This is a genomic window from Izhakiella australiensis (assembly GCF_002006995.1).
Lineage (GTDB): Bacteria > Pseudomonadota > Gammaproteobacteria > Enterobacterales > Enterobacteriaceae > Izhakiella > Izhakiella australiensis.
Window position 1 is genome coordinate 251,178 of sequence record NZ_MRUL01000004.1, and the last position, 24,302, is coordinate 275,479.

The following is a 24,302-nucleotide window of genomic DNA, read 5'->3' on the forward strand; positions in this document are numbered from 1 at the left end:
CAAAAAAATGACGACTGGCAGCGAAACTAAGTCAGAATCTGCTTACGCGTTAGCCGCTCTTCGCTCTCAGCGCATCAATAATAATTGATCCTAAATTCCGCGCTGGCTGAAGCGGGTCCGGGCTGGACATGATTATTCAACGCAACATAGCGGGCAAAAAATAGCAGACTCGCATTGCCACTGGCATCGATGCTGACCTTATCCGCCGGCTGACCAAATGACAGTGGCCGATGGTACTGGTCGCTGAGTTCCACCGCCACGTTGTCTGCGTTGGCGCTGTCATCAAGCGCCAGTAATGCACTATTGCCGGCAAGGGTCTTACCACTGAAGGTAATGGCTATGATGCCTGGCGGACACCCGGTAAGCTGAAAGCTGAAAGAGACCGGCGACGTAGCCGACCCGGCCTGCCGTAGCCCCCGGGTTGCCCAGCGACCGAGATCGACAACTTTATTGCTGTCTCCGGCACTTATCTGGCAGCTTAACTCAACGATATTGCCCGTCAGCTGCAGGTTCTGTAAGCCAACAGAATTGCTGCCTGCAAACGCCCAGGACGTAATTAACAGTCCCGGAATCAGTGTGTACTTCGCGACAGGGTTCATTGCTTGCACCTTAATTAAAGTCCACCCGTAAATAACCGAACGAGGTGAAAGGACCGGCTTTCGGCTTTTTCCCGGTAATACTGACCGGCCAGGCTCCGAGGCGAACCGATGCCCCTGACGTATCATCGACAGTAAAAGGAATTGTGCTGCTGAAACTGTTTGGCGTAAGTGGCTTACCATTGGCATCGGCTATTACAAAACCGAGGTCAGGATTGTCGGAAACGAGGGCATCACCGACAGTATTATCTGCCTCAAGGCGCATGGTGAGCAGTGCTTCAGCTGCAATGTTGTCACATTTGACGCCGACGGATTTCCACTGCGGATTAACGCCCGCCGGTTTATGCCCCGCCCCAGCCTGGCTGAACAGCGTCGAGCCCATATCACCAAAATTGAAGGTGATGTTCGCCCCGGAATTGATCACGCAGGACTGCGGTACATCGATAACGCCGCTGAAACCTATCGTATATACCACTTTGGTCAGTGGATCACTGTTGGTACTGGTAACGTAAACCCGAAAAAGCGTTTTGGGCGGTATAACAACTTTATTAATCAGCCGGCGCTTCACGATCAATTTAAAGCGCAGATTTGAATCTGCGATAGGGAAAGCGCCTTGTTCGGGTACCTTCCAGTGTTCTCCCATCCGCATATAGTTTACCGGAGGATAAAATACACCCGCAGTATTATCAGTGATACTCATGGCGACATCTAAATAATCGTTCAAGGAAATATATTTAAAGCCGTCGATAACTCGGTTTATTGGTAAACTGGTAACGTAGCTGCGATAGGTTCGTTTTCCTGTGGTGCCTGCCGGGCAAACAGCCCAGACTCCAATGCCTTGTGTATATCCGTCAAGGGTGACAATTTTACCGACCGCATTGTTTGACGTATTAAAGGTATTGGACAGATCATAAGAAATATCTGTAGGTACGTTGTAATAATTATCACAAACTGTGGCAAAAACCGAAAGCGGGAAAAATAAACCAATCGTTGACAGCAGCCGCAGTATTGTTTGTTGATTCATGGTTAGTCCTGTTTACATCACGAGTCAGCCGCACTCGCCTTCTAAAATAAATACAGCGTCAGTTACACTGAAGTGTGATTTGCGTGACAGCCTTCTTCAGACTGTCGTCTTCCAGTTGATAAGGGGCTTTGCAGGCTGCGCTTTCAGATTGCCCCCACCGCGCCTGGATAACGCCGCGCACTGGCATACCGCTCAGATACACCTGCCCTGCATCGCCGACCAGACTCTGCCCCTCGCTTTGTGCCTCTTTAACCTCTGAGCCAAACGGCAGCGGCACGCCATTACGCAACAACGTGACCAGCGCTCTGACGCCTTTGCGGGTGTGGAATGACGCCCGCACCAGTGCCCCCTGGACAGGCACTACGCTGATGACGTTATTGTCAATGTCGATATGATCGCCCAGCGTGTTGATATCCAGCGCGATGCGGTTATAGCGGTAGACGGTGGCAAAAGGCACAACGGTATATCCACGCCAGTCAGTGCGTACGCCGGTCTGGTTTTCAACCTTAACCCCCGCCGCGCCCGGTGCCCGGACCAGAATATTGGTATCGCCCAGAGGCTGGCTGAACGTCACGCCATTCTGGTGAGCGACCACGCCACCTGACATTTGCCAGTTCAGCTGATGCTGCTCTCTCGCGTAGTTATAGCCGCCACTCATCACCCCATAGCTGGTTTGCCAGCTGGCGCTGAGGCTGCCGCTTTCGCCATTGCCGGCACTGTGACCCTGCGAGAAGTTGTAGCTGAGATTATTATCCGCCAGCAGGGTGCCGCCGACGCCCGTCTGCCAGCTACTGCCGCCCCGTGCGTCCTGACTGCCGTTAAAGGTGGCATAGCTGCGATTCAGCAGGCTTTGTCTGGAAAAGTGACGGGCGGACAGCAGGCTCATCGGTAGGGACACATTCAGCGCGACTATGCGGTCACTGCCGGCCATATCCGTAGACTTGTTCCATGACCATGAGAGCGCATAACTGATCCCTTTCCAGACGTTGGCGTAACCTAACTGATACCAGATGGTGCTCCCGTCGGCATGCCAGTAAGTCTGGCGGTTACCGGATAAATACACCGAGCCGTAGTCGCCCAACCCCTGTGAAATGTTGGCCTGAATCTGAGCTTTCTTGCTGTAACGCAAATTATGGTAATTAATAATGACCGGTTGCTTATTGCGGCTTGATTGTTCATCGCTCAGCTCGTAACCCTGAATGCGTTTATAGGCGACTTCATCCAGCGTATAAAACCCCTGCGTTGAATAGCGGTAGCCGAGTATCTGAAAGTTGGTGCCCAAAGCATTAAGGGATTTGGCAAACAGCACGCGCAGAGACTGCCCCTGATGCTGGCTGCCATCGGCCAGCCGACTGCGGGCATGGGTGATATCCAGCGACAGCGCCCCCCAGTTGCCAAGATTTTTCGCGCCTCCCAGCATAAATGCCTGATAATCAGCAGCCTGCTGCGTACCACCATACAGGGTGTAACCGTTGCGCAGACCGGCGATTAAGCTTCCCTGCATAAAAAATGGCCGGGACTTCTCGTCACTGCCGCTGCGGTACTGTCCGGCTACCAGGTCATATTTAAACCGCCCTTCACGTTGCAACATCGGCACCGCTGAATAGGGAACGGTATAGTGTTGCTGTGAGCCATCGCTCTCTTCAATGGTGACGTTCAGATTGCCGCTGGCGGTCGCCGGGTTCATGTCATTGATGACAAATGGTCCCGGCGGGACATAACTTTGATAGATAACGTAGCCGTTCTGACGAATAACAATTTTGGCATGGGTACGCGCAATCCCGCGCACGGTCGGCGCATAACCCTGTAAGCTGTAGGGATACATACTTTCTGCCGAAAACAGCCGGACACCGCGAAAACCCGTGCTGCCGAACAGCTCACCATTGGTATTGCTGTCTCCCAGGATAAGCGAACTTTTAAGGGCGATAACCGCGCGCTCAACATAGGTACTGATATTACGCCATGCGCTTTTGTCCCCGCCGCGTCCCTGGCTGTAACGCCAGGCACCGGTATTACGCAGCCGCCAGGCGCCGACATTAGCCCCGCTTTGCAGGTTAAGATAATAACTACGATCGCCTGTACCATTGTTCCCTGAGAACGTATAATTAAACAGCAGTGCCGGGATGCCATTGTCCCATTGCTCCGGAGGAATATAGCCTTCAGCACTCTGATTCAGTGCAGCCTGTGGCAGGCTGATATCCAGCTTAAGTAAGGCAAAATCAAATGCGATTTGTGCCTGAGGAATAAGCGTTTCTGTTGCCACGCATTCATCTGCGTGGTATTTCGCCAGCGCCGGGAACGCGGCCATATTAACGCCCATCTGTTTTAACCAGATAACATCGATACAGGGCGTCAGCCCCCCTGCCCGCCGGGCTGTGGCATTATTTATATCTGTCGCAACAAAGCGTACGTCGCGGTTGGACAGGAAACGACCGTTCAGATAAACATCAGTGCGGTATGTCCCGGGCGCCTGCTGATCGTTTTTTTCAAAGCGCGATAAATCCGCCACGCTGTTAATATCGCTGGAAAGAAAATTCGGATTGAAGTAGCTGTCCGCCTGAGCAGCAGCGCTCCATAAGACAATAATGGGTAGTAAGATAGTTTCGCTTGTTTGCCTGAAAGCGCGGCCCCGCAGATATTTCCGGCGAGGTAGAGATGGCGGCTGCATCATTTTTCTTCCCTGAAAGTAGCCAGTACTATTGCATTACGCCCGTTTGCACTGAGGACAGCGCGCCGTAATCATTAATTGTCTGAAAAGTAACTTTTCCAGACTTTCCTTTCGGTAATGAAACCCTGCCGTTTGCTCCGGGCGCAACCATCAGCGCTGACAATGGCTGTCCAGCGAATTTCAGGTTAACCAGCGTCACAAAGTAGGGAGAGGCGTTGTGAACAGTCAGCGAGTTAGCGCGACGACTGAAACGCAGCATGGCTGGCGCATCTTCCGGGGAAACCGGTAAGCCAGCGGGACGAACAAACAGTTTAATGCTTGATAGCACCGCTAGCTGCAGTACATTTTTGTTTTCAACACTTTTTTTATCTACGGACGGGATTGCTTTGACATTGAGATAAAACAGCGTCTCTTTATCCGCGGGTAATGGCTTGCCAATATACATAATGCGCAGCGTATTTTCCTGCGACGGTTCGCTGACAAAGAGCGGCGGCGTCACGATAAAATCTTTACTTTTTTTATCGTGCTGGTCAGACACCCACGAGTTTATTAAATAGCGCTCCTGCCTGCTGCTGTTATTCACGGACAGAGAGACTTGCTTACTGTCTGCCGGATAAACCACCCGGGTTGAACCTAATGCAATCCCCCCCTGCGCGTTAGCCGGTGGCAATACGGCAAATACAGAGCACAGCAATATCGTTAGTTTTATTAAACTTTCTTTCATCAGGAATATCTTTCAATATATGTGAAATAACCACCAGCCCTGGCGAATAAACAAGGCTGAATGTGATATTTACCGATAACAATCAGGCAATTAAATACACAACAAATAAAAACAGCATCGACCATAAAAAGCCGATGCTGTTTATATTACTGGTATTTGATCATAAAGGTTGCGTCGGCATTTGCCTGACCAGCCGTTACCTTTTCAGCCGTTGATTTATAGCTCGCACTAAAACGCAGAGTGTTGTTGCCATCAATTAAATTCTGCGCGACGGAATAGGTACTGCCATCCGGAGTAACCGGCATTGATGCACTGTCAAGAATTTGCAACGCCACGCCTTTTGCCGCACTTTCATTCCCTGCGCCACTTAACGCTAACAGCGTTTTATCGGTGGCATCCAGCTGGCCGGAAAAAGAGACCTGAGCCTGCTTAGCGATACTGCTGTCACAATCACTCAACGAGATAGTAAAAGGCACTGACGTCAGCGTGTCGCCCACTGATTTAAATGCAGCGGTACGATACTGGCCCATTTGTACGGTCTGGTTGCTGGAGCCGGTACTCACTGCGCAAGCGGCATTGACAAATTCACCCTGAAAATGAATTGTACCGCCATTGGCTATCACGCTAGTTGTTCCGTCCTGCGCATAGGCCACGCCCGATACTAATAGCGAAAAAGACATACCAGCCAAAGCAAGTTTAGCAAATTTCATTTATATTCCCTTAGTTTATAGTAGGTCATAATCTCTTACATCCATTTATCAGATTATGTGTAGACCAGGCATAGAAAACGCCCGATGTCCTCTGCATCCTGCAAAGAAAATTAATGGTTAATGCAAAGCACGGCTGTGCTATCGGCAGTGAAAGATCACCAGCAAAGCAAACCGTAACCAAATAATGAATGATGGCATTTACAATCAGCCACTAACTAAGCGTCTCGCTGATAATGAAGTGACTTCACGAGGTATGATCATCCTTGTTTCAGTGCGGCACATAGTTCATCCCTTGACTATTTAAGCAGATTTTTAACTTCATCTTATCACAAAGAAAAAGCTGAATTGTTTCTGGCGATCAATTTTACCGATTACAATAGCTATAATCTATCACATAAACAGCATCGTTCAATAGAACAAACCCTGCCATTTACAAAAATCCCACAAGCTCAAATCGTCATCTATTGTTTATTTTTTTATAGTGAATTAGTTACATTACCACTTGACGTTTTGTAACAGGCAGTCTGCAATCCATATAATTAATAACGGATTTAGCAAGTTGCAGTGAGATTGCCAGCTAATTATTAGAAATCGATATCTAATAAATAGCCCGCTATTGAGGAGAGATGGCAAATAAAATTATATTCGCCATTGCCGATAAAACGGCATTAGCGACCAGCGTCGACTGGGCGTCCGCTGGCAACGGGCGCACATGAGCTGGCGCTCGACCACGCTGTAAACTGCGCGCGACAGGTGATGGTGAAAGGTTAAGATTTTCCGGCGGCAGGAAAAAAGCAAGGGGTGCACATGTTCCATGCTTAATTTGAAAAAATTTAGCTGTAATCTAAAACGAAAGTTGCGCTCGCTTCTGCTCTTCCTGGTCGGATCACATTGCTTAATGAAAAGAAATTAGCATGAAAATTAAAATAGAGCTCGCCACTCCGATCGCTGCTAGCTACCGCAGCCGGTTGACCAAGCGTAATCGGCTGGTTGTTCAAATAAGACGAAGTAATCTCGATGGCAACGTTGTTAACATTTCCCCCGCCGTTAAGCGACAGCAAATTCGTATAACCTGGAAAATTTCGCCCCTTGATTGTCATAGCAAAAGAGCCAGCAGGACAATTAGTCAGATGAAAGCTGAACGCCACGGGTATACTTCTGCTTCCCGGGCGAGCAAGATCATGGGTGGGTATATTACCCAGGTTCACTATTTTATTTTTATCACTAACAGAAATCCGACAACTTGATACAACAATATTTCCCGAAAGCTGTAGATTTTGCAGGAAGGTATCATCGCTGTTAGCAGCAGGTACGACCGCCAACAGCAGAGTATTAATAATTATTATATTTCGCGCCACGCTCACGTTATCATCCTTATTCAAAATCTACCCGTATATAACCATGTGACGTAAATCTTCCCGCCGCAGGTTTCAATCCGGTAAGACTCACCGGCCAGGCGCCAATCTTTACCTGGGCAGACGTTGCCCCCAAACGAAACGGAATAACGCTGTTTGGATCATTAGGTCTTAAAGGCCTACCGCGCTCATCAGCAATCACAAAACCCAGATCGGGATTACTGGAAACCAACGCATTGCCTGCTGTTTTTGCACCTTCAAGTCGCATAGTCATTAAGGCCTGCTGCTCGGTATTCGAACATTTTATACCAATGCTTTTCCATTGCGGATTCACGCCTTGTGGACGGTTACCCACTTCCGTATTAACAAACTCAGCCGCATCGATATCGCCAAAATTAAATGAGATAGTGGAACCGGCATTAATAACACAAGTTCCCGGCAATTTAATTTCCCCACCCAGACTAACTGAGTAAATAACGTTAAGGAGAGGGTCAATTCTTGTCGTTGTTATATAGACACTGAATAGTCTCATCTGTTGAACATTTATATTATTAGATATTTTCCTCTTAACCCTTAACTTTACCGTTATATCATTATCAGACACAGGAAAACTTCGCCCAAATCTTACCTGACTATCTACCGGAAATCTTAAGTATTTTACTGGTGGATAAAAAGTGCCAACGCTCGCATTTGTGACACTTACCGCAGCATCCAGATAATCATTTATTGACAAATAGCTATAGTTATCAATCTCTGTCGAAATAGGTAGATCAGTTAAATAACTACGAAAACTCACCCCGCGTAAAGTGAGTAATGGGCATGTTACTGTCATATCGGAATTATTTTTCCGTTCAGGGATAGTAACAATTGAACCAACGTAATTATTTCCATGACCAATTGCACCAGATAAAAAAAATGCAATATCCCTTGGAGAATCGGTCGGATAGCACATCCACGCTTTCACGCTAACGGGTGAAAATAAAAAAACAAATAATAAGCCTCTAATCAGACCATTATTCATCAAACACTTTGAGATAACCATCTTAATCTTAATCATATATTAAATTTTTTAACCACAATCGAGCGCAATAAGGCTGACAGCTTTATTCAAACTTTCAGCTGTCAGTTGATAATCTGCATGACAGCGGGACTCCAGACTTTTACCCCAGGTCACCTCTAGCCTTCCTTTAAATGGCAAACCGCTCAGATAGGCCTGGCCATCCGCCCCGACCATACTCTGTATACCGCTGTTCATTTCCTTCACATCAGCACCAAATGGCACGGCTTTACCCTGATGCCGCAGCGTTATCAATGCCCGGACCCCGATTCGGGTATTAAATGAGGCCCTAACCAGGGCCCCCTGCACCGGCACGACACGCATAACGTTATTTTCTATATCGGTATGGTCGCCCAGCGTATTGGTATCAAGCGCGATACGGTTATAGCGATAAACCGTAGCGTAAGGCAGTACAGTGTAGCCACGCCAGTCGGTACGTACGCCGGTCTGATTTTCTACCTTCACTCCGGCGGCGCCCGGCGCGCGGATTAGCACATTTGTATCGCCAAGCGGCTGACTGAAGGTAATACCGTCGGCGTGTCCAACAATACCGCCGGAAAGCTGCCAGTTCAGCTGACTAAAGTCACGCGCGTAGTTATAACCACCACTCAGATTGCCATAGGTACTCTGCCAATTTGCGCTCAGGCTGCCGCTGCCGCGATGAGCGCTATTATCACCACCCGCAAGGTTGTAGCTCAGATTGTTGTCAGCCAACAGCGTACCGCCGATACCGCTCTGCCAGCTGCTGCCACCGCCATCATGATTAGCATTAAACGTCGCATAGCTGCGGTTAGCCAGGGAGCTGCGACTGCCGACAAGCAGACTTATTGGCATCGACAGGTTTAATGCCATAACACGATTACTACCACCGGCTGCCCCGGATTTGTTCCATGACAGGGAAAGCGCGTAATTTATTCCTTGCCAGGCGCTGGCGTAGCCCAGCTGATACCAAAGCATGCTGCCCGCGCCATGCCAGTAAGTCTGACGGTTACCGGAAAAATAGAGCGATCCATAATCCCCCAACGATTGAGAGATATTTACCTGCAGCTGGTATTGCTTGCTGTAGCGTAAATTATGATAAGTAGTTAGCGCCGGCAGGCCATCATCCCCACGCTCTCCGCTGGCTATTTCATAACCCTGCGTGCGTTTGTAAGTTACCTCATTAAGCGTGTAAAAACCTTGAGTAGAATAGCGGTAGCCAAGAAGCTGAAAGTTGGTTCCCCAATGATTTAACGTCTTGGCGTACAACATACGCAGTGACTGACCACGATAACGACTGCCATCAGCCAATTTGCTTTGGGCATCAGTGATATCCAACGAAACCGCGCCCAGAATGCCGAGATTTTTACCGCCGCCCAGCATGTATGCATGATAATCTGCCGATTGCTGCATACCACCATATATAGTGAAATCACCGCGCAGGCCGGCGATCAACGTTCCTTGCAGATAGAATGGCGTATTTTTTTCATCGCTGCCGCTACGATATGTTCCCGCCACGATGTCATACTTCATTCGCCCCTCTCGCTGCAGCATTGGCACTGCAGAATATGGCACCGTATAACTCTGTCGGCTGCCGTCGCTCTCCTCTATGCTGACGTCAAAGTTGCCACTTGATACCGTCGCGTTCATGTCATTGATGACGAATGGCCCCGGAGGAACGTAACTCTGATAGACGATATAGCCATTCTGGCGAATAATCACCTTCGCATGGGTGCGAGCGATACCGCGTACTGTCGGCGCGTATCCTTGCAGGCTATAGGGATACATGCTATCGACTGAGTAAAGCCGTACACCGCGAAACCCGTTGCTATCAAAAAGATCGCCACTGCTGTTGCTGTCACCCGCTATAAACGTACTTTTCAGGGACACGATGGCGCGCTGTAAATAGGTGCTAACGTTACGCCAGCGGCTGAGGTGTTGGTTTGCGCCCTGGTTATAACTCCACGCGCCGGTGTTACGCAAACGCCACGGTCCGAGGTTCAATCCACTCTGTAGATTGAGGTAATAGCTCTGTTCATTTCGCGTGCGGTCGCCAGAGAACATATAATTCAGCAGGAGCGCCGGGATACCGTTATCCCATTTTTCATACGGGATAAATCCATCGGCGTCGTGCTTAAGCGCCGCCTGAGGCAGGCTGATATCCAGCCGCAAACGGGCAAAGTTAAAATCTGTCTGCGCATCCGGGATAGCGTCTTGCAGAGCAATGCACTGCTGTGGCTTATATTTTTTCAGTTCCGGGAAAGCATCAAGGTTGGTTCCCAACTGTTCAAGCCAGTTCATATCCATACAGGGAATCAGGCCGCCAGAGCGTTTAGCCTGCGCCTCAGTCTGACGGGTAGCCTGCTGCAACGCGATAAAGCGCACATCCCCGGTAGCGATAAAGTTTCCGTTAAGATAAACATCAGTTCGATAAATGCCCGGTGCTTGCCGATGATTCTCTTCAAAACGCGACAGATCGGCCACGTTGCTCAAGTCTTCGGACAAAAAAACGGGATTAAAATAGTTCTCAGCACGCACGGTTGTATTCCAGAGAGCAATAAAAGAAAGCACCACCAGCCCGTTAGCCTGCCTGACGACACTTTGCCGCCGATCTCTGGTGCACAACAGTCCTGGGGGCTGCATTGGTTTATCCTTACCTGAAGAACCTTTTTTACTGCATTACGCCCTTCATGCTTGCCGTTAGCGCGCCATAATCGTTGATTGTCTGGTAAGTTATGTCGCCTGTACTGCTTGCCGGCATCGGTAGCGTAATAGTTGACTCAGGTGCCACCATCCTGGACGGCAGGGCGAGGCTTCCGCTTTTAAGATTGACCAGGGTCAGATAATAAGGCGAGGGATTACGAATTTTTAGCGTTGCGCCGCGCCGGATGAAGCGAAGTTGTTTCGCCGCATCGCCTGCAGGGAATGCTAAGGTCGGCGGGCGAACAAATAGTTTAATCCGCGACAGAATAGCCAGCTGCAGTACATTTTTGTTTTCAACGCTTTCACGGTTTACTGAAGGAATAGCTTTCACGTTAAGGTAGAATAAGGATTCCCTTTCAGTGGGTAGCGCGTGGCCTATATACATAATTCGCAGCGTATTTTCCTGTGACGGCTCGCTGACAAAGAGCGGCGGCGTCACGATAAAATCTTTACTTTTTTTATCATGCTGGTCAGATACCCATGAATTTATTAAATAGCGCTCATGCCTGCTGCTGTTATTCACTGACAGAGAGACCTGCTTACTGCCTGCCGGATAGATCACCCGGGTAGATCCTAATGCAATCCCTCCCTGCGCGTTAGCATATGGCAACACGGTAAAAATAGAGCACAGCAATATAGTTAGCTTTATTAAACTTTCTTTCATCATGAATATCTTTAAATATAAAAAAACGACCATCAACCCTGATTAATAAACAAGGCTGCACGTGATACTTACAGGTAATAACAGGAAATTAAATGAACCAAAAATAAAAACAGCACCGCCCATAAAAGGCCGATGCTATCGATATTACTGGTACTTGATCATAAAGGTTGCGTCGGCATTAGCCTGGCCGGCCGTAACCTTCTCGGCCGTTGATTTATAATTTGCGCTAAAACGCAGAGTATTGGTGCCATTAATCAAATTCTGCGCAACAGAATAGGTGCTGCCATCGGGCGTAATCGGATTCGATGCGCTATCCAGAATTTGCAGCGCCACGCCTTTAGCAGTACTTGCATTGCCTGCACTATTTAACGCCAGCAGCGTTTTATCGGTTGCATCCAGCTGACCGGCAAAAGATACCTGCGCCTGTTTGGCGATACTATTATCACATTCATTAAGCGAGATGGTAAAAGGAACGGAAGTCAGCGTGTCGCCAACGGCTTTAAACGCAGCGGTACGATACTGGCCCATCTGGACGGTCTGATTACTGGATTCGGTACTTACCGCACAGGCCGCATTAATAAATTCACCCTGAAAATGAATCGTACCGCCATTGGCTATTACGCTAGTGTCTCCATCTGCTGCATATGCCACGCCTGATATTAATAGCGAAAAAGACATGCCAGCCAAAGCAAGTTTACTATAATTCATTTAAATCTCCTTAAGTTAAAACAGGTCAAATCCCTTACATCTCTTAGCAGATAATGTATAGAAGCCGACGTAGAAAAATCGGCAATATTTTTTGCACCAAGCAAAAAAAATAATACTTTTACAATAACCAACCGGTATCATTACAAGTGTAATGGCACAAGGAAAATTATTTACAGAGAGACTAACGACAATGTTGCTATCTGAATGTTAGTGATTTCTCTGAAAAAGAAGTGAACTGAGGGGGGAAGCCACCCCTGATTTAATACGATACATAGTTTCCCTTAACTATCTTATGACGTCTCAATTTTAACTTATTATAAATAAAACTGTAAATTGTTTATAACGATCAGTTTTGACAAAAATAATAACCAAAATCTATCATGAAAAAAAACCATAAAAATCAAAATAAAAACAGCTGGCATAACTGAACGCCTGTTTTAGTTAACGCTTTATAAAGATTATCATTAGTAACAACAAAGAATTAACTAAGTAACTAGAGATGCACTGGCATATTATTAACAATGTTCATTAATAAAATTACTGAATATAAAAAGTGTGAGAAAAACAGACTTGCAGGTAGAGTATGAAAACGGGCAAACAGAATTTTAACAGGCTTAACGGTGAAATAGCCCTGGAGCATGTATTATGCGCCAGGGCCAGAGATTAAAAATTATTCGAACTCGTTCCAGGAGCGACCGTCGCGGGTGATCATCGCCACTGACGATACCGGTCCCCAGGTGCCAGCCTGATAGGGCTTGGGCGATTCCTTATCTGCTGACCAGGCATCGATAATTGAATCAACCCATTTCCACGCAGCTTCCACTTCATCACGGCGTACAAACAGGGCCTGTATACCGCGCATCGCTTCCAGAAGCAGACGCTCATAGGCATCGGCAAGATGCGACTGATTAAAGGTTTCTGAATAGCTCAAATCCAGCTTGGTGGTTTGCAGGTTGTGCTTGTGGTCAAGCCCTGGCACTTTATTGAGAATTTCAATATCCACCCCTTCGTCAGGCTGCAGGCGGATCGTCAGTTTATTCTGGGGCAGCTCCTGCCAGGATTCTTTGAACAGATTCATTTCCGGGTTTTTGAAATAAACCACGACCTCTGAACATTTAGTCGGCAAGCGCTTACCTGTGCGCAGATAAAAAGGTACCCCGGCCCAGCGCCAGTTGTCGATATCAACCCGAATGGCGACGAAAGTTTCGGTATTACTGTGCTTGTTCGCCCCCTCTTCTTCCAGATAGCCTGGTACCTTTTTACCCTGTACAAATCCTGCCGTGTACTGTCCACGAACGGTTTTTTCCCGCACGTTAGCATGGTCAATCATGCGCAGCGACCGTAAAACACGCACCTTCTCATCACGAATGCTGTCAGCGCTCAGGTCCGCCGGTGGCGACATAGCAATCATGGTCAGCACTTGCAACAGATGGTTCTGAATCATGTCACGCATCTGACCCGCTTTATCGAAATACCCCCAGCGGCCCTCAATACCGACCTCCTCCGCCACGGTAATCTGCACGTGGTCAATGGTGCGATTATCCCAGTTATTGGCAAACAGTGAGTTGGCAAAGCGCAACGCTAACAGGTTAAGCACCGTCTCTTTGCCGAGGTAATGGTCGATACGGAAGACCTGGCTTTCATCGAAATATTCGCCGACCTGATCGTTAATTTCCTGCGAGGTTTCCAGCGAGGTGCCGAGGGGCTTTTCCATCACTACCCGGGCCGGATGGGCATTCAGCTTTGCCTGACCAAGCCCTTTACAGATAGCACCGAAGGTACCCGGCGGCATGGCAAAATAATTGATCGTTACGCGCTTTTTCTGGTCGAGCATTTTTCCTAAACGCGTAAAGTGCGAGGTGTCATCCACATCAAGATTGCAAAAATCGAGGCGTTTACTGAGCTTATCCCACAGCTCTTCGTCAATTTTTTCTTTCATGAAGGTTTCAAGGGCTTCACGCACGACTTTGGTGTAGGCGGCTTTGTCCCAGTCAGCCCGGCCAACGCCAATAATGCGCGAGTCTTCGTTAATCTGGCCGGCTTTTTCCAACTGATACAGTGAAGGCAACAGTTTACGGCGTGCAAGGTCGCCTTTGGCACCGAAAATCACCAAATCGCACGCTTGAGCTGCTTGTGTTAGCGCCATTTCTTTCTCCTCGTTGCAGGATTGCCTGACTGGAGTAATCCATCTTTGGTCAGACACTTATTGTAATTTTGTCAGGGGTACAATGTACTTCGTTTACCCAAGGCAGGTAAACTAAACAGCGGTTATCCAGCACAATGTACCAACAGGTTGTTAATTTAAGCAGTTACCGTTACCACCATGGCTCAATTTGTGCGTCATTTTGCCTTTGTTTGTTAAATTTTGTGCCTACTGAAAATTCGACCCGCGTCATATTCTGATAAAAAAAGTGTGATCTGCCTCGCCACTCAGTGCCGTCATCAGGATGCGTCAGGTTATAGTCAGCCAAAACCTCTCTGGATTTCAGCCTATGATTGAAATCGCCAGAATTAATGAGCCTACCGGATGAATATTCAGGATAAAATTCAATCTCAGCTGGAGCTGTTGAGCAAGTCTGAGCGCAAGGTTGCTGAAACCATTCTGGCGGCGCCGGCGGAGGCAATGCATTGCAGCATTGCCAATCTGGCAAAGGCCGCCGGCGTCAGCGAACCCACCGTTAATCGTTTTTGTCATCGTATGGGGACCAAAGGCTTTCCCGATTTCAAGCTGAAACTGGCGCAGTCGCTCGCCGCCGGCACCCCCTATGTTAGCCGTCATGTCGCAGAGCATGACGGCGTTGATGCTTACACCGCCAAAATTTTCGACTCCGCACTGGCCGGGCTCGATCAAGTACGCCGCTCGCTGGATATGAGCGCCGTTAATCGCGCGGTCGACTTACTGACTATGTCGAAGAAAATCGCTTTCTTTGGCCTGGGCGCGTCGGCGGCGGTCGCCCATGACGCGATGAATAAATTTTTTCGCTTTAATATTCCGGTTTTTTATTCTGATGATATTGTGATGCAGCGCATGAGCTGTATTAACAGTAATGAAGGCGACCTGGTGGTATTGATCTCGCATACGGGACGAACCAAACACCTCGTTGAACTGGCGCAGCTGGCGCGGGAAAATGATGCCATGGTGCTTGCCTTAACCTCAGCTGGCTCTCCCCTTGCTCAGGAGGCGACCCTGGCGCTGGCGCTGGACGTTCCGGAAGATACCGATGTCTACATGCCGATGATATCCCGTCTGGCGCAGCTGACGCTTATCGATGTGCTGGCAACAGGATTTACGTTGCGCCGCGGGGAAAAATTCCGCGAGAACCTGAAGCGTGTCAAAGAAGCCTTAAAAGAATCGCGATTTGATAAGGAGAGTTTTATTTCCACCCCGACAGCGCGTTGATTGGTTGTTTTTCAATCATAACCTAAGGGAGAGTCGGGACCATTCGCCGCTAATCGTATAACATAATGTTCTCTAACACCGATTGCTCCAGCAACACCACTACTACAGATACGGAGTTATGCATGTCAAGACGTCTCAGAAGAACCAAGATCGTAACCACACTGGGGCCAGCTACTGATCGCGACAATAATCTAGAAAAAATCATCGCTGCTGGCGCCAACGTCGTTCGTCTTAACTTCTCCCACGGCACCCCGGAAGACCATCAGCTGCGCGCCAATAAAGTGCGCGAAATCGCAGCAAAACTGGGGCGCCACGTGGCCATTCTCGGCGATTTGCAAGGCCCGAAAATTCGGGTGTCGACATTCAAAGAGGGGAAAGTATTTCTTAATATTGGCGATCGTTTTCTGCTCGATGCCAGCCTTGGCAAAGGTGAAGGCGATAAAGAAAAGGTCGGCATCGACTATAAAAACCTGCCTGCGGACGTGGTTCCCGGCGATCTGCTACTGCTCGACGACGGTCGCGTCCAGCTCAAAGTGCTGGAAGTCCAGGGGATGAAAGTTTTCACTGAAGTCACCGTCGGCGGTCCGCTGTCGAACAATAAGGGCATCAACAAACTTGGCGGCGGTCTTTCAGCGGAAGCGCTGACGGAAAAAGACAAGGCCGATATCATCACCGCCGCGCAAATTAACTGCGATTATCTGGCAGTTTCCTTCCCACGCAACGGCGAAGACCTTAATTATGCGCGTCGCCTGGCGCGTGATGCCGGCTGTGAAGCTAAAATCGTCGCTAAAGTCGAACGCGCTGAAGCCGTGGCTACCCAGGAAGCGATGGATGACATCATTCTGGCCAGCGACGTAGTCATGGTAGCCCGCGGCGATCTCGGCGTTGAAATTGGTGACCCGGAACTGGTTGGTATTCAGAAAGCGCTGATCCGCCGCGCCCGTCAGCTGAACCGTTCGGTTATCACCGCCACCCAGATGATGGAATCAATGATCACCAATCCGATGCCTACGCGCGCTGAAGTTATGGACGTAGCAAACGCGGTGCTGGATGGTACTGATGCCGTTATGCTGTCGGCGGAAACGGCCGCCGGTCAGTACCCGGCAGAAACCGTTGCGGCAATGGCGCGCGTTTGCCTTGGCGCAGAAAAAATACCGGCCATCAACGTTTCTAAACATCGCCTTGACGTTCAGTTCGATAATATCGAAGAAGCTATCGCCATGTCCGCCATGTACGCCGCTAACCACCTGCAGGGCGTTACGGCTATCATCACCATGACGGAATCTGGCCGCACGGCACTGATGACCTCACGCATCACATCCGGTCTGCCGATCTTTGCCATGTCGCGCCACGAGCGCACGCTGAACCTCACTGCTCTTTATCGCGGCGTGACGCCGGTTTATTTCGACAGCAATAATGATGGCGTTGTGGCAGCGCATGACGCTATTAATCTGCTGCGCGACAAGGGCTTTTTGGTTTCCGGCGATCTGGTCATAGTCACCCAGGGTGATGTGATGGCGACAACCGGCACTACCAATACCAGCCGCGTACTGCGGGTTGAGTAATTCTCGCAACTTTTTGATAAGCCAGCGCTGAGCTGGCTTTTTTTTGCTTGTAAAACGCCGTGGGTATCAGTTCAGCTGACGGGCGGTTTAAGCCAACAGCCTTTATCAATCGACAGCATTCAGCACTGAGTGAAAACGCGGCCGATCAGCGGTAAAGGTCATCACGGCGATAGGGTTCCATTTCACCGGGCTTACGGGTTTTAAGCAGCTTGAGGATCCAAGTGTACTGCTCAGGATGTGGCCCCACCAGCGACTCAACCTCTTCATTCATACGCCTGGCCTGCGTATGGTCATCCGCCAGGTTAAGGTCATCCATCGGCGGACGGATATAAACTTCAAGGCGATGGGTTTTGCTGTTATAAACCGGAAACAACGGTATGACGCGCGCCCGGCAAACCTTCATCAGGCGTCCAATTGCAGGCAGCGTTGCCTTGTAGGTAGCAAAGAAATCGACAAACTCACTCTGCTCCTCTCCGTGATCTTCATCAGGCAAATAATAACCCCAGTAGCCCTTGCGTACCGAGCTGATAAATTGCTTGATGCCATCATCGCGCGCGTGCAAACGCCCGCCGAAGCGCAGACGCATACGGTTCCAGATGTAGTCCATCACCTGATTGCGCTGATGATGGAACATCGCCGCTACCTGCGCGCCTTCTGAGGCCAGCAGCATAGCCGGAATATCAACTCCCCAGCCGTGGGGCACCAGCAAGATAACGTTCTCTCCGCTGGCTTTTACTTCATCAATAATTTCTCGCCCGTGCCACTCAACGCGCTGGCTCAGGGCGGCGGGGTTGCGCAATGACAGTTCCGCCATCATCACCATCGCCTGTGGCGCAGTGGCAAACATCGCATCAATGATGGCCTCTCGCTGGGCCTCACTCTTTTCGGGAAAACAGTAATAAAGATTTATCTGCGCGCGTCGCCGGGCGCTTTTAGCGAACTTACCGGCCAGGCGGCCAAGTCCGCCCAGTATGGGGTCGCGTACTGAAGCCGGCGTTAAAGCCATCGCGGCAAAGGCGCCGACTGCCAGCCAGCTTCCCCAATAGCGCGGTGCATAAAATTCTTTTTTGAATACCGGTGTAAAAGACTCGCTATGATTTTTCTTACTGTTTTCCATGCATTCGCCTCACGCTATAACCGGCTAATAATAATATCAGGGTCCGAATTTGCAATAAGCTTAGCCAATACGCTGGTGCTTAATACCGGACAAAAAAAAGCCGGCGTGCCAGCGCCGGCTCTTTTCAATTCAGACTACGTTTATTTATTCAGGCTTAGCTGAGGTACAACTTCACGTACTTGCGCCAGGAAGTCACGACGATCTTTACCGGTCAGACCTTCCATACGCGGCAGCTTCGCCGTCAGTGGATTAACCGCCTGATTGTTGATCCAGATTTCAAAATGCAGATGTGGGCCGGTCGAACGACCGGTGTTGCCTGACAGCGCCAGACGATCGCCACGTTTAACCTTCTGTCCTGGCTTCACAAGCAGTTTCTTCAGGTGCATGTAGCGCGTCATATACTGACGCCCGTGGCGAACGGCAACGTAGTTCCCGGCGGCGCCACCGTTTTTCGCCACCACCACTTCACCGTCGCCAACCGCCAGCACCGGCGTACCAATTGGCATGGCGAAATCGACCCCGCGGTGCGGCGCAATACGGCCGGTAACCGGGTTAAGGCGACGCAGATTGAAATTAGAGGAAACGCGATACTGCTTAACGGTAGGAAAGCGCATGAAGCCGCGAGCCAGGCCTGCGCCGCTGCGATCGTAGAACTTACCGTCCTCGGCGCGAATGGCATAGTAGCTTTTACCACCGGTTTCCAGACGTACCCCTGCCAGCTGACTCTGCTGACGCTTGCCGTCCAGCATTTCACGCGACATTAGCACCGAAAAGCGATCGCCTTTATGCAATTTGCGGAAATCAAGCTGCCACTGCAGCGACTTTATTACCGCATTTATCTCATTACGGCTCAGTCCGGCGGCCTGAGCGCTGGCAACAAAGCTGCCGTTAAGCTGACCGCGCAATACCTGATTTGACCATTCGCCTTTCTGCACTTCTGTCGAGGCTTTAAAACCATTGCCGCTGCGATCGTAAGTACGGGTTTCCCGCCGATTAAGCTGCCAGGTAAGGCGCTTCAGGTCGCCCTCGTCAGTCAGGGTCCAGGAAAGCTGCTGACCAACCTGTAGCGCCCGTAGATCCTTATCCGCTTTGACCAGCGCACTGATGTCCGCCATATCAATATCATACTGATTGAGAATGCTACTTAGCGTATCGCCGCTGGAGACAACATAGTCATGCGTACCCGCTTCACTGGGTACGTCCTGGTCAATTTCATCCGGAGGGAGATCGTCTTGCGGCTCAGGCGAGGACTGATCGATAGGTTCGCTGGCTTCAGGCAATAATGAACGTAGTTCGCTTTTATCCAGCTCGATATTTCTGATAACGGACGGCGTGCCGCCGCTACCGTCTGGATGATAAACAAATGGCCGCCAGACAGCGACGGCCAGAGTAACTACGGTTAATGAACCCAACATAACGCGGTGGGGACGCGGTAATGTATTAAACGCCATGGCGACAGAGCGGGCTATCTGCTGCACTTGCTTTTTTCCTCTATGCTCCTTTCAGGCAGCTCGTATACTGGCTGGACAGTTGTGAGAGGAATTTCACGTAACTATCCTTACCTAAGCGAACATCCATCCCCAATGGGTCGAGCGTGCCTTTGCGCACATTCGTACCCCGGGCAACGGCATCGATAACGGCCGGCCTGAACTGTGGCTCAGCAAAAACGCATACGGCTTTCTGCTCAACCAACTGTGTACGTATATAATGTAAGTGCTGCGCACCAGGCTGGATTTCCGGGTTAACGGTAAAATGCCCTAAAGGGGAAAGCCCGTAGTGTTTTTCAAAATAGCCGTAGGCGTCATGAAAAACGAAATAGCCCTTATCTTTTACCGGTGCCAGCTGCTTTTCGATGTCTTTATTGGACTGCGCTAATGCTGCCTCAAAATGCTGCAGGTTAGCGTCTAATTTGTCCTTACTTCGCGGCATAAGTTCCAATAATTTTGCATGGATTGCAACCGCAGCGTTCCTTGCTATCTCTGGTGAAAGCCATAAGTGCATATTAAACTCACCATGATGGTGATGCTCACCCGCATCCTCATGGTGATGATGCCCCGCCGTTTCACTCTCCTCATCCTCTTCAGAACCACGCATTAATAGCGGCTTAACGTCAGTAAGGCTGGCTATCTCAAGGGATTTTTTCGCCGGCAGCTGACCGACGACTTTAGGCATAAATGCTTCCATATCGGGCCCTATCCATACCACTAAGTCCGCGTTACGTATGGTTTTTATATCTGACGGGCGCAGCGAATAATCATGCTCAGACGCACCGTCCGGCAGCAATACTTTTACCGGAGTAACCCCATCGGCAATCGCCGCAGCAATAAACCCAACCGGCTTAATCGAGGCCACTACATCTGCCTGAGCAGCGCCAGATAACAAGGCGCCGGAAACCAGCGCGATTAAGCCGCAGGCGGCTTGTTTTTTATTATGTAACATAATGCTTCAATCCATCGTGACAGTGAAAGATAATGTGATATTATAACATTTGTTAACTTATGTAACTCATAAAATATCATGTCTGATTTGGTTTCTCTGAACACCGTTTCCGTCGCATTTGGCTCAAAGCGCGTACTCAGCGATATCTCGCTCTCGCTCCAGCCCGGACGGATTCTTACTTTGCTTGGCCCTAACGGCGCCGGTAAATCAACCCTGGTCCGCGTGGTGCTTGGACTGCTTTTGCCGACTGCAGGCAACGTAACCCGCCAGGCCGGTTTGCGCATCGGCTATGTACCGCAAAAACTGCACCTTGATGCCACGCTGCCGCTGAACGTGTCGCGCTTTATGCGCCTGAAATCAGGTGTAAAACAGCACGATATTCTGCCGGCATTGAAGCGCGTGCAGGCCGGACACCTGGCCAACGCCGCGCTGCAAAAGCTCTCCGGTGGTGAAACGCAGCGCGTCCTGCTGGCGCGCGCTCTACTCAACCAGCCGCAGCTGCTGGTACTCGATGAACCAACCCAGGGCGTTGACGTTAACGGTCAGGTCGCACTCTACGATCTGATAGACCAGCTGCGTCATGAACTTAACTGCGCCGTGCTGCTGGTTTCCCACGACCTGCATCTGGTGATGGCCAAGACCGACGACGTACTGTGTCTGAATCAACATATCTGCTGCTCCGGCACGCCAGAGGTGGTCTCAACGCATCCGGAGTTTATCGCCATGTTTGGCCAGCGCGGCGCACAGCAGCTGGGCATCTACCGCCACCACCATAATCATCGCCATGATTTGCAGGGGCGCATCATATTACGCAAAGGAAAAGATGTTTCATGATTGAGTTGCTGCTTCCCGGCTGGCTCGCCGGGCTGATGCTGGCGTTGGCTGCCGGACCGCTGGGTTCATTTGTCGTCTGGCGACGCATGTCCTATTTTGGTGACACCCTTGCCCACGCTTCGCTGCTCGGCGTCGCTTTTGGCTTGCTGCTGAATATCAATCCATTCTATGCGGTTATCGCCGTGACGCTTTTGCTGGCACTTGGCCTGGTCTGGCTGGAGCGGCGACCGCTGCTGCCGATTGATACCCTGCTGGGCATTCTGGCACACAGCGCGCTCTCTCTGGGACTGGTGGTGGTCAGTCTGATGGCTAATGTGCGGGTTGACCTGATGGCCTATCTGTTTGGCGATCTGCTTGCCGTCACGCCGCAGGATCTGATCGGCATTGCCATTGGGGTGGCGGTGGTTCTCGGGCTACTGGCGTGGCAATGGCGTCCGCTGCTGGCGATGACCATCAGTCCGGATCTGGCTCGGGTCGACGGCGTTAATCTGCAACGTACCCGCCTGGTTCTGATGCTGGTTACCGCCCTGACGATTGGCGTGGCAATGAAATTTGTGGGCGCGCTGATCATTACTTCACTGCTGATTATCCCGGCCGCCACCGCACGCCGCTTTGCCCGCTCTCCTGAGCAGATGGCTGTGCTCGCCGTCCTACTGGGCGCCGTCGCCGTTACTGCGGGTTTAACGCTTTCAGCCTACTACGATACGCCCGCCGGCCCCTCTGTGGTGCTTGGCGCTGCGCTGCTGTTTATCCTCAGCACCTTTAAGCCCAGCGCTGGCTAGATAACAGAGTCGACGTTTTCCGCGTCGACTCTTTCTTTTATGGCTTATTTCAATTCCATCGCCCGTTGCAGGGTATAGAACAGATCCGTCTGGTCGGTCAGCCCCACCACGTTCGCCGCCTGTGGACCGTAAGCCGCAATGCGTAGCTGAGTCCCGGTGTGCTCCATCGATCCCTCTTCTGCATTGCCGTAAGAGAGGGTCATCACCGCACCATCTTTCGTGTTCAACGCCTGGGTCAACCCCGGAGCTTTGGCATCATTTGGAATTATCTGGCTGGCATGCGCGTGATCGGCGGTAACCACAACCAGGGTGTTGCCATCCTGGCGGGCAAACTCAAGAGCCTTCTGCACCGCTTCATCCAAATCGACCGTTTCACCTATTTGTCCGCAAGGATTAGCGGCATGATCCTGCTTATCGATCGAGGCGCCTTCAACCTGCAGGAAAAAACCCTGGGGATTTTTTCTTAGCAGCGTAATCGCCTTATCCGTCATCTGCGCCAGCGTCGGCACGGTTGCGGCCCGATCCCGGTTTACCTCGCAGGTAACGGGTTGCTGATTGAGGTTGCCATGTAGCGTCGCCTTCGGCCCGTTCCAGCGCACCGGCATATTGCCGTCAGCGAATAGTCCGAGCATCGGTTTATCTGCATTAGCCAGTGTCAGGTTATTCATTTCGTTAAGATTCGTCACCAGCTGATAACCTCTGGCTTGCGCTTGCTCTTTGAGGGATTTTCCCTGCCATTCTCCCCCTTTGGCCAGTTCATTAAACGTCTTAGCTCCGCCGCCAAAAGTAACATCGGCTCTGGCATTCAGCAGCTGCTCGGCAATAGAACCTTTGCCGCCTTTTTCCAGGGCGTTAGCCGGACACTTCTCGCTGGTCACTTGCGGACCATAGCAGCGGCGTGAAATGACGTGAGCAATTTGCGCGGCCGGCGTCGCATCCTGCAGTTCGGCGGTGGATACGTTACCCGTAGCCATACCAGCAGCCTTCGCTTTTTCCAGCAGCGTTGGATGGGCCTTGCCGTTAACATCAACGCCAATGGCGCCATTATAACTTTTAACGCCGGTACTCCAGGCCGTTGCGGACGCCGCCGAATCGGTTACGTAATCAGGCTTATGGCTTTTTTGATCGAGGGAATAATGGGTGTACTGCCCGGTAAGCGGCAGCGCATCAATTCCCTTAAAGAAACCGCCCGCCCCCTCAGCGTAATTGCGCGCTGCGGTAATCTCCGAATCCCCCATACCATCACCGATCAGCAGGATAACGTTTCGCGCCCGTCCGGTTTTAAGCGAGTCCCTTAGCGCCTGCGTCTGGTCACCCTGCAAGCGGCGGGCGCCGCCTGGCTTGCTGAGATCGCCCTCGGCGGCCCGCTGGTAAACCTGACTATCGGCGCTGGCGCCAGTCGCTAGCAATATCGTTAATAATGAAACTGAAAACAGCACGTTACGTTGCATCCCTAATCCTCGCTGAAATTATTACTAATTGTTTCACAGAATCAGTCTGCGATAGCTTTGCAACGCTTTTGTGACGCTCAGATGTAGTTAATATGACAAATTTGCCTTAAGTCACAGCACGCAGAGATAGAGCAACGATGTAATCCACTGCTGCAGCGTTCATATCGTACAAGCCTTAACCGAACGATTTTCCCGGAGAAAATTCTGCTTGACCCATCCGCGCTGACTCCCTATATTAGCGCACCGTTGCTAGCCAAACAGGCAGCAGCGACAATGTGGTGAGGTGTCCGAGTGGCTGAAGGAGCACGCCTGGAAAGTGTGTATACGGCAACGTATCGGGGGTTCGAATCCCCCCCTCACCGCCATATATGCTTTAAAATCAATAACTTAGAGTGAAATATTGATTTTGTACTGCATAGAGTACTGCATGAAGAGGCTCGTTTGGACGAGCCTTTTTTGTATCTTAACTTCCTGTCTTTACTGCCTTTTCGCTGATCAAAGATCAGTTTTTTCTTGATACTTTTTC

General features: G+C 50.3%; 19 protein-coding genes and 1 tRNA gene. 5 read left to right on the plus strand and 15 right to left on the minus strand.

Translation table 11 applies throughout. From position 1 onward, the window contains the following. Nucleotides 1-74: 74 nt before the first annotated feature. The 11 genes from sfmF to zwf form a co-directional block, all read right to left on the minus strand. Nucleotides 75-599, minus strand: coding sequence for a fimbria assembly protein (sfmF, locus tag BTJ39_RS08990; protein ID WP_078002342.1), 525 nt, complete (start codon nt 597-599; stop codon nt 75-77). 10 nt (nt 600-609) lie between these two features. Continuing rightward, nucleotides 610-1,620, minus strand: a complete 1,011-nt coding sequence (locus tag BTJ39_RS08995) for a fimbrial protein (RefSeq protein ID WP_078002343.1) — start codon at nt 1,618-1,620, stop codon at nt 610-612. A 58-nt stretch (nt 1,621-1,678) separates the two neighbouring features. Further along, on the minus strand, nt 1,679-4,291 hold the full coding sequence (locus tag BTJ39_RS09000) for a fimbrial biogenesis usher protein (protein WP_241825890.1): 2,613 nt from the start codon (nt 4,289-4,291) through the stop codon (nt 1,679-1,681). A 25-nt stretch (nt 4,292-4,316) separates the two neighbouring features. Continuing rightward, nucleotides 4,317-5,012, minus strand: coding sequence for a fimbria/pilus periplasmic chaperone (locus BTJ39_RS09005; protein ID WP_078002344.1), 696 nt, complete (start codon nt 5,010-5,012; stop codon nt 4,317-4,319). A gap of 146 nt (nt 5,013-5,158) precedes the next feature. After that, a complete protein-coding gene (fimA, locus tag BTJ39_RS09010) occupies nt 5,159-5,722 on the minus strand; it encodes a type 1 fimbrial major subunit FimA (RefSeq protein ID WP_078002345.1) in 564 nt (187 codons plus the stop codon). Between the two features lie 833 nt (nt 5,723-6,555). Then, a complete protein-coding gene (locus BTJ39_RS09015) occupies nt 6,556-7,104 on the minus strand; it encodes a fimbrial protein (RefSeq protein ID WP_176110267.1) in 549 nt (182 codons plus the stop codon). Further along, complete coding sequence (locus BTJ39_RS09020; protein WP_078002347.1) at nt 7,097-8,134, minus strand: fimbrial protein; 1,038 nt, start codon at nt 8,132-8,134, stop codon at nt 7,097-7,099. The genes BTJ39_RS09015 and BTJ39_RS09020 overlap by 8 nt, the downstream gene beginning before the upstream one ends. 12 nt (nt 8,135-8,146) lie before the next feature. Next, entirely contained in the window at nt 8,147-10,756 is a 2,610-nt protein-coding gene (locus BTJ39_RS09025) for a fimbrial biogenesis usher protein (RefSeq protein ID WP_078002348.1), read from the minus strand. 28 nt (nt 10,757-10,784) lie between these two features. Then, the gene (locus tag BTJ39_RS09030) at nt 10,785-11,480 is read right to left on the minus strand and encodes a fimbria/pilus periplasmic chaperone (RefSeq protein ID WP_078002412.1); all 696 of its coding nucleotides are present in this window, start codon (nt 11,478-11,480) and stop codon (nt 10,785-10,787) included. 144 nt (nt 11,481-11,624) lie between these two features. After that, entirely contained in the window at nt 11,625-12,188 is a 564-nt protein-coding gene (fimA, locus tag BTJ39_RS09035) for a type 1 fimbrial major subunit FimA (RefSeq protein WP_078002349.1), read from the minus strand. A 670-nt stretch (nt 12,189-12,858) separates the two neighbouring features. Continuing rightward, nucleotides 12,859-14,334 (minus strand): glucose-6-phosphate dehydrogenase, encoded by a 1,476-nt coding sequence (zwf, locus tag BTJ39_RS09040; protein WP_078002350.1) that lies wholly within the window; start codon nt 14,332-14,334, stop codon nt 12,859-12,861. A gap of 381 nt (nt 14,335-14,715) precedes the next feature. Here zwf and BTJ39_RS09045 point away from each other — a divergent pair, with 381 nt between their 5' ends. Beyond that, the gene (locus BTJ39_RS09045) at nt 14,716-15,588 is read left to right on the plus strand and encodes a MurR/RpiR family transcriptional regulator (RefSeq protein WP_078002351.1); all 873 of its coding nucleotides are present in this window, start codon (nt 14,716-14,718) and stop codon (nt 15,586-15,588) included. A gap of 122 nt (nt 15,589-15,710) precedes the next feature. Further along, nucleotides 15,711-17,153, plus strand: coding sequence for a pyruvate kinase (gene pyk / locus BTJ39_RS09050; protein ID WP_078002352.1), 1,443 nt, complete (start codon nt 15,711-15,713; stop codon nt 17,151-17,153). A 145-nt stretch (nt 17,154-17,298) separates the two neighbouring features. Here pyk and lpxM read toward each other — a convergent pair whose 3' ends face one another. The 3 genes from lpxM to znuA all read right to left on the minus strand — a co-directional run bounded on the left by lpxM (nt 17,299) and on the right by znuA (nt 20,709). Next, nucleotides 17,299-18,270 (minus strand): lauroyl-Kdo(2)-lipid IV(A) myristoyltransferase, encoded by a 972-nt coding sequence (lpxM, locus tag BTJ39_RS09055; protein ID WP_078002353.1) that lies wholly within the window; start codon nt 18,268-18,270, stop codon nt 17,299-17,301. Between the two features lie 140 nt (nt 18,271-18,410). Then, nucleotides 18,411-19,748 (minus strand): murein DD-endopeptidase MepM, encoded by a 1,338-nt coding sequence (mepM, locus tag BTJ39_RS09060; RefSeq protein ID WP_078002354.1) that lies wholly within the window; start codon nt 19,746-19,748, stop codon nt 18,411-18,413. Nucleotides 19,749-19,761: 13 nt separating this feature from the next. Beyond that, nucleotides 19,762-20,709: a zinc ABC transporter substrate-binding protein ZnuA gene (znuA, locus tag BTJ39_RS09065; RefSeq protein WP_078002355.1), complete on the minus strand. Its 948-nt coding sequence runs from the start codon at nt 20,707-20,709 to the stop codon at nt 19,762-19,764. A 78-nt stretch (nt 20,710-20,787) separates the two neighbouring features. Here znuA and znuC point away from each other — a divergent pair, with 78 nt between their 5' ends. Both znuC and znuB read left to right on the plus strand, forming a co-directional pair. After that, on the plus strand, nt 20,788-21,543 hold the full coding sequence (znuC, locus tag BTJ39_RS09070; protein WP_078002356.1) for a zinc ABC transporter ATP-binding protein ZnuC: 756 nt from the start codon (nt 20,788-20,790) through the stop codon (nt 21,541-21,543). Then, on the plus strand, nt 21,540-22,325 hold the full coding sequence (gene znuB, locus BTJ39_RS09075) for a zinc ABC transporter permease subunit ZnuB (protein WP_078002357.1): 786 nt from the start codon (nt 21,540-21,542) through the stop codon (nt 22,323-22,325). The genes znuC and znuB overlap by 4 nt, the downstream gene beginning before the upstream one ends. Before the next feature lie 44 nt (nt 22,326-22,369). Here the strand turns inward: znuB and phoA are convergent, their stop codons facing one another. Next, complete coding sequence (gene phoA, locus BTJ39_RS09080; protein WP_078002358.1) at nt 22,370-23,776, minus strand: alkaline phosphatase; 1,407 nt, start codon at nt 23,774-23,776, stop codon at nt 22,370-22,372. 277 nt (nt 23,777-24,053) lie between these two features. Here phoA and BTJ39_RS09085 point away from each other — a divergent pair. Next, nucleotides 24,054-24,141 (plus strand) — tRNA-Ser (locus BTJ39_RS09085). Nucleotides 24,142-24,302: the final 161 nt, after the last annotated feature.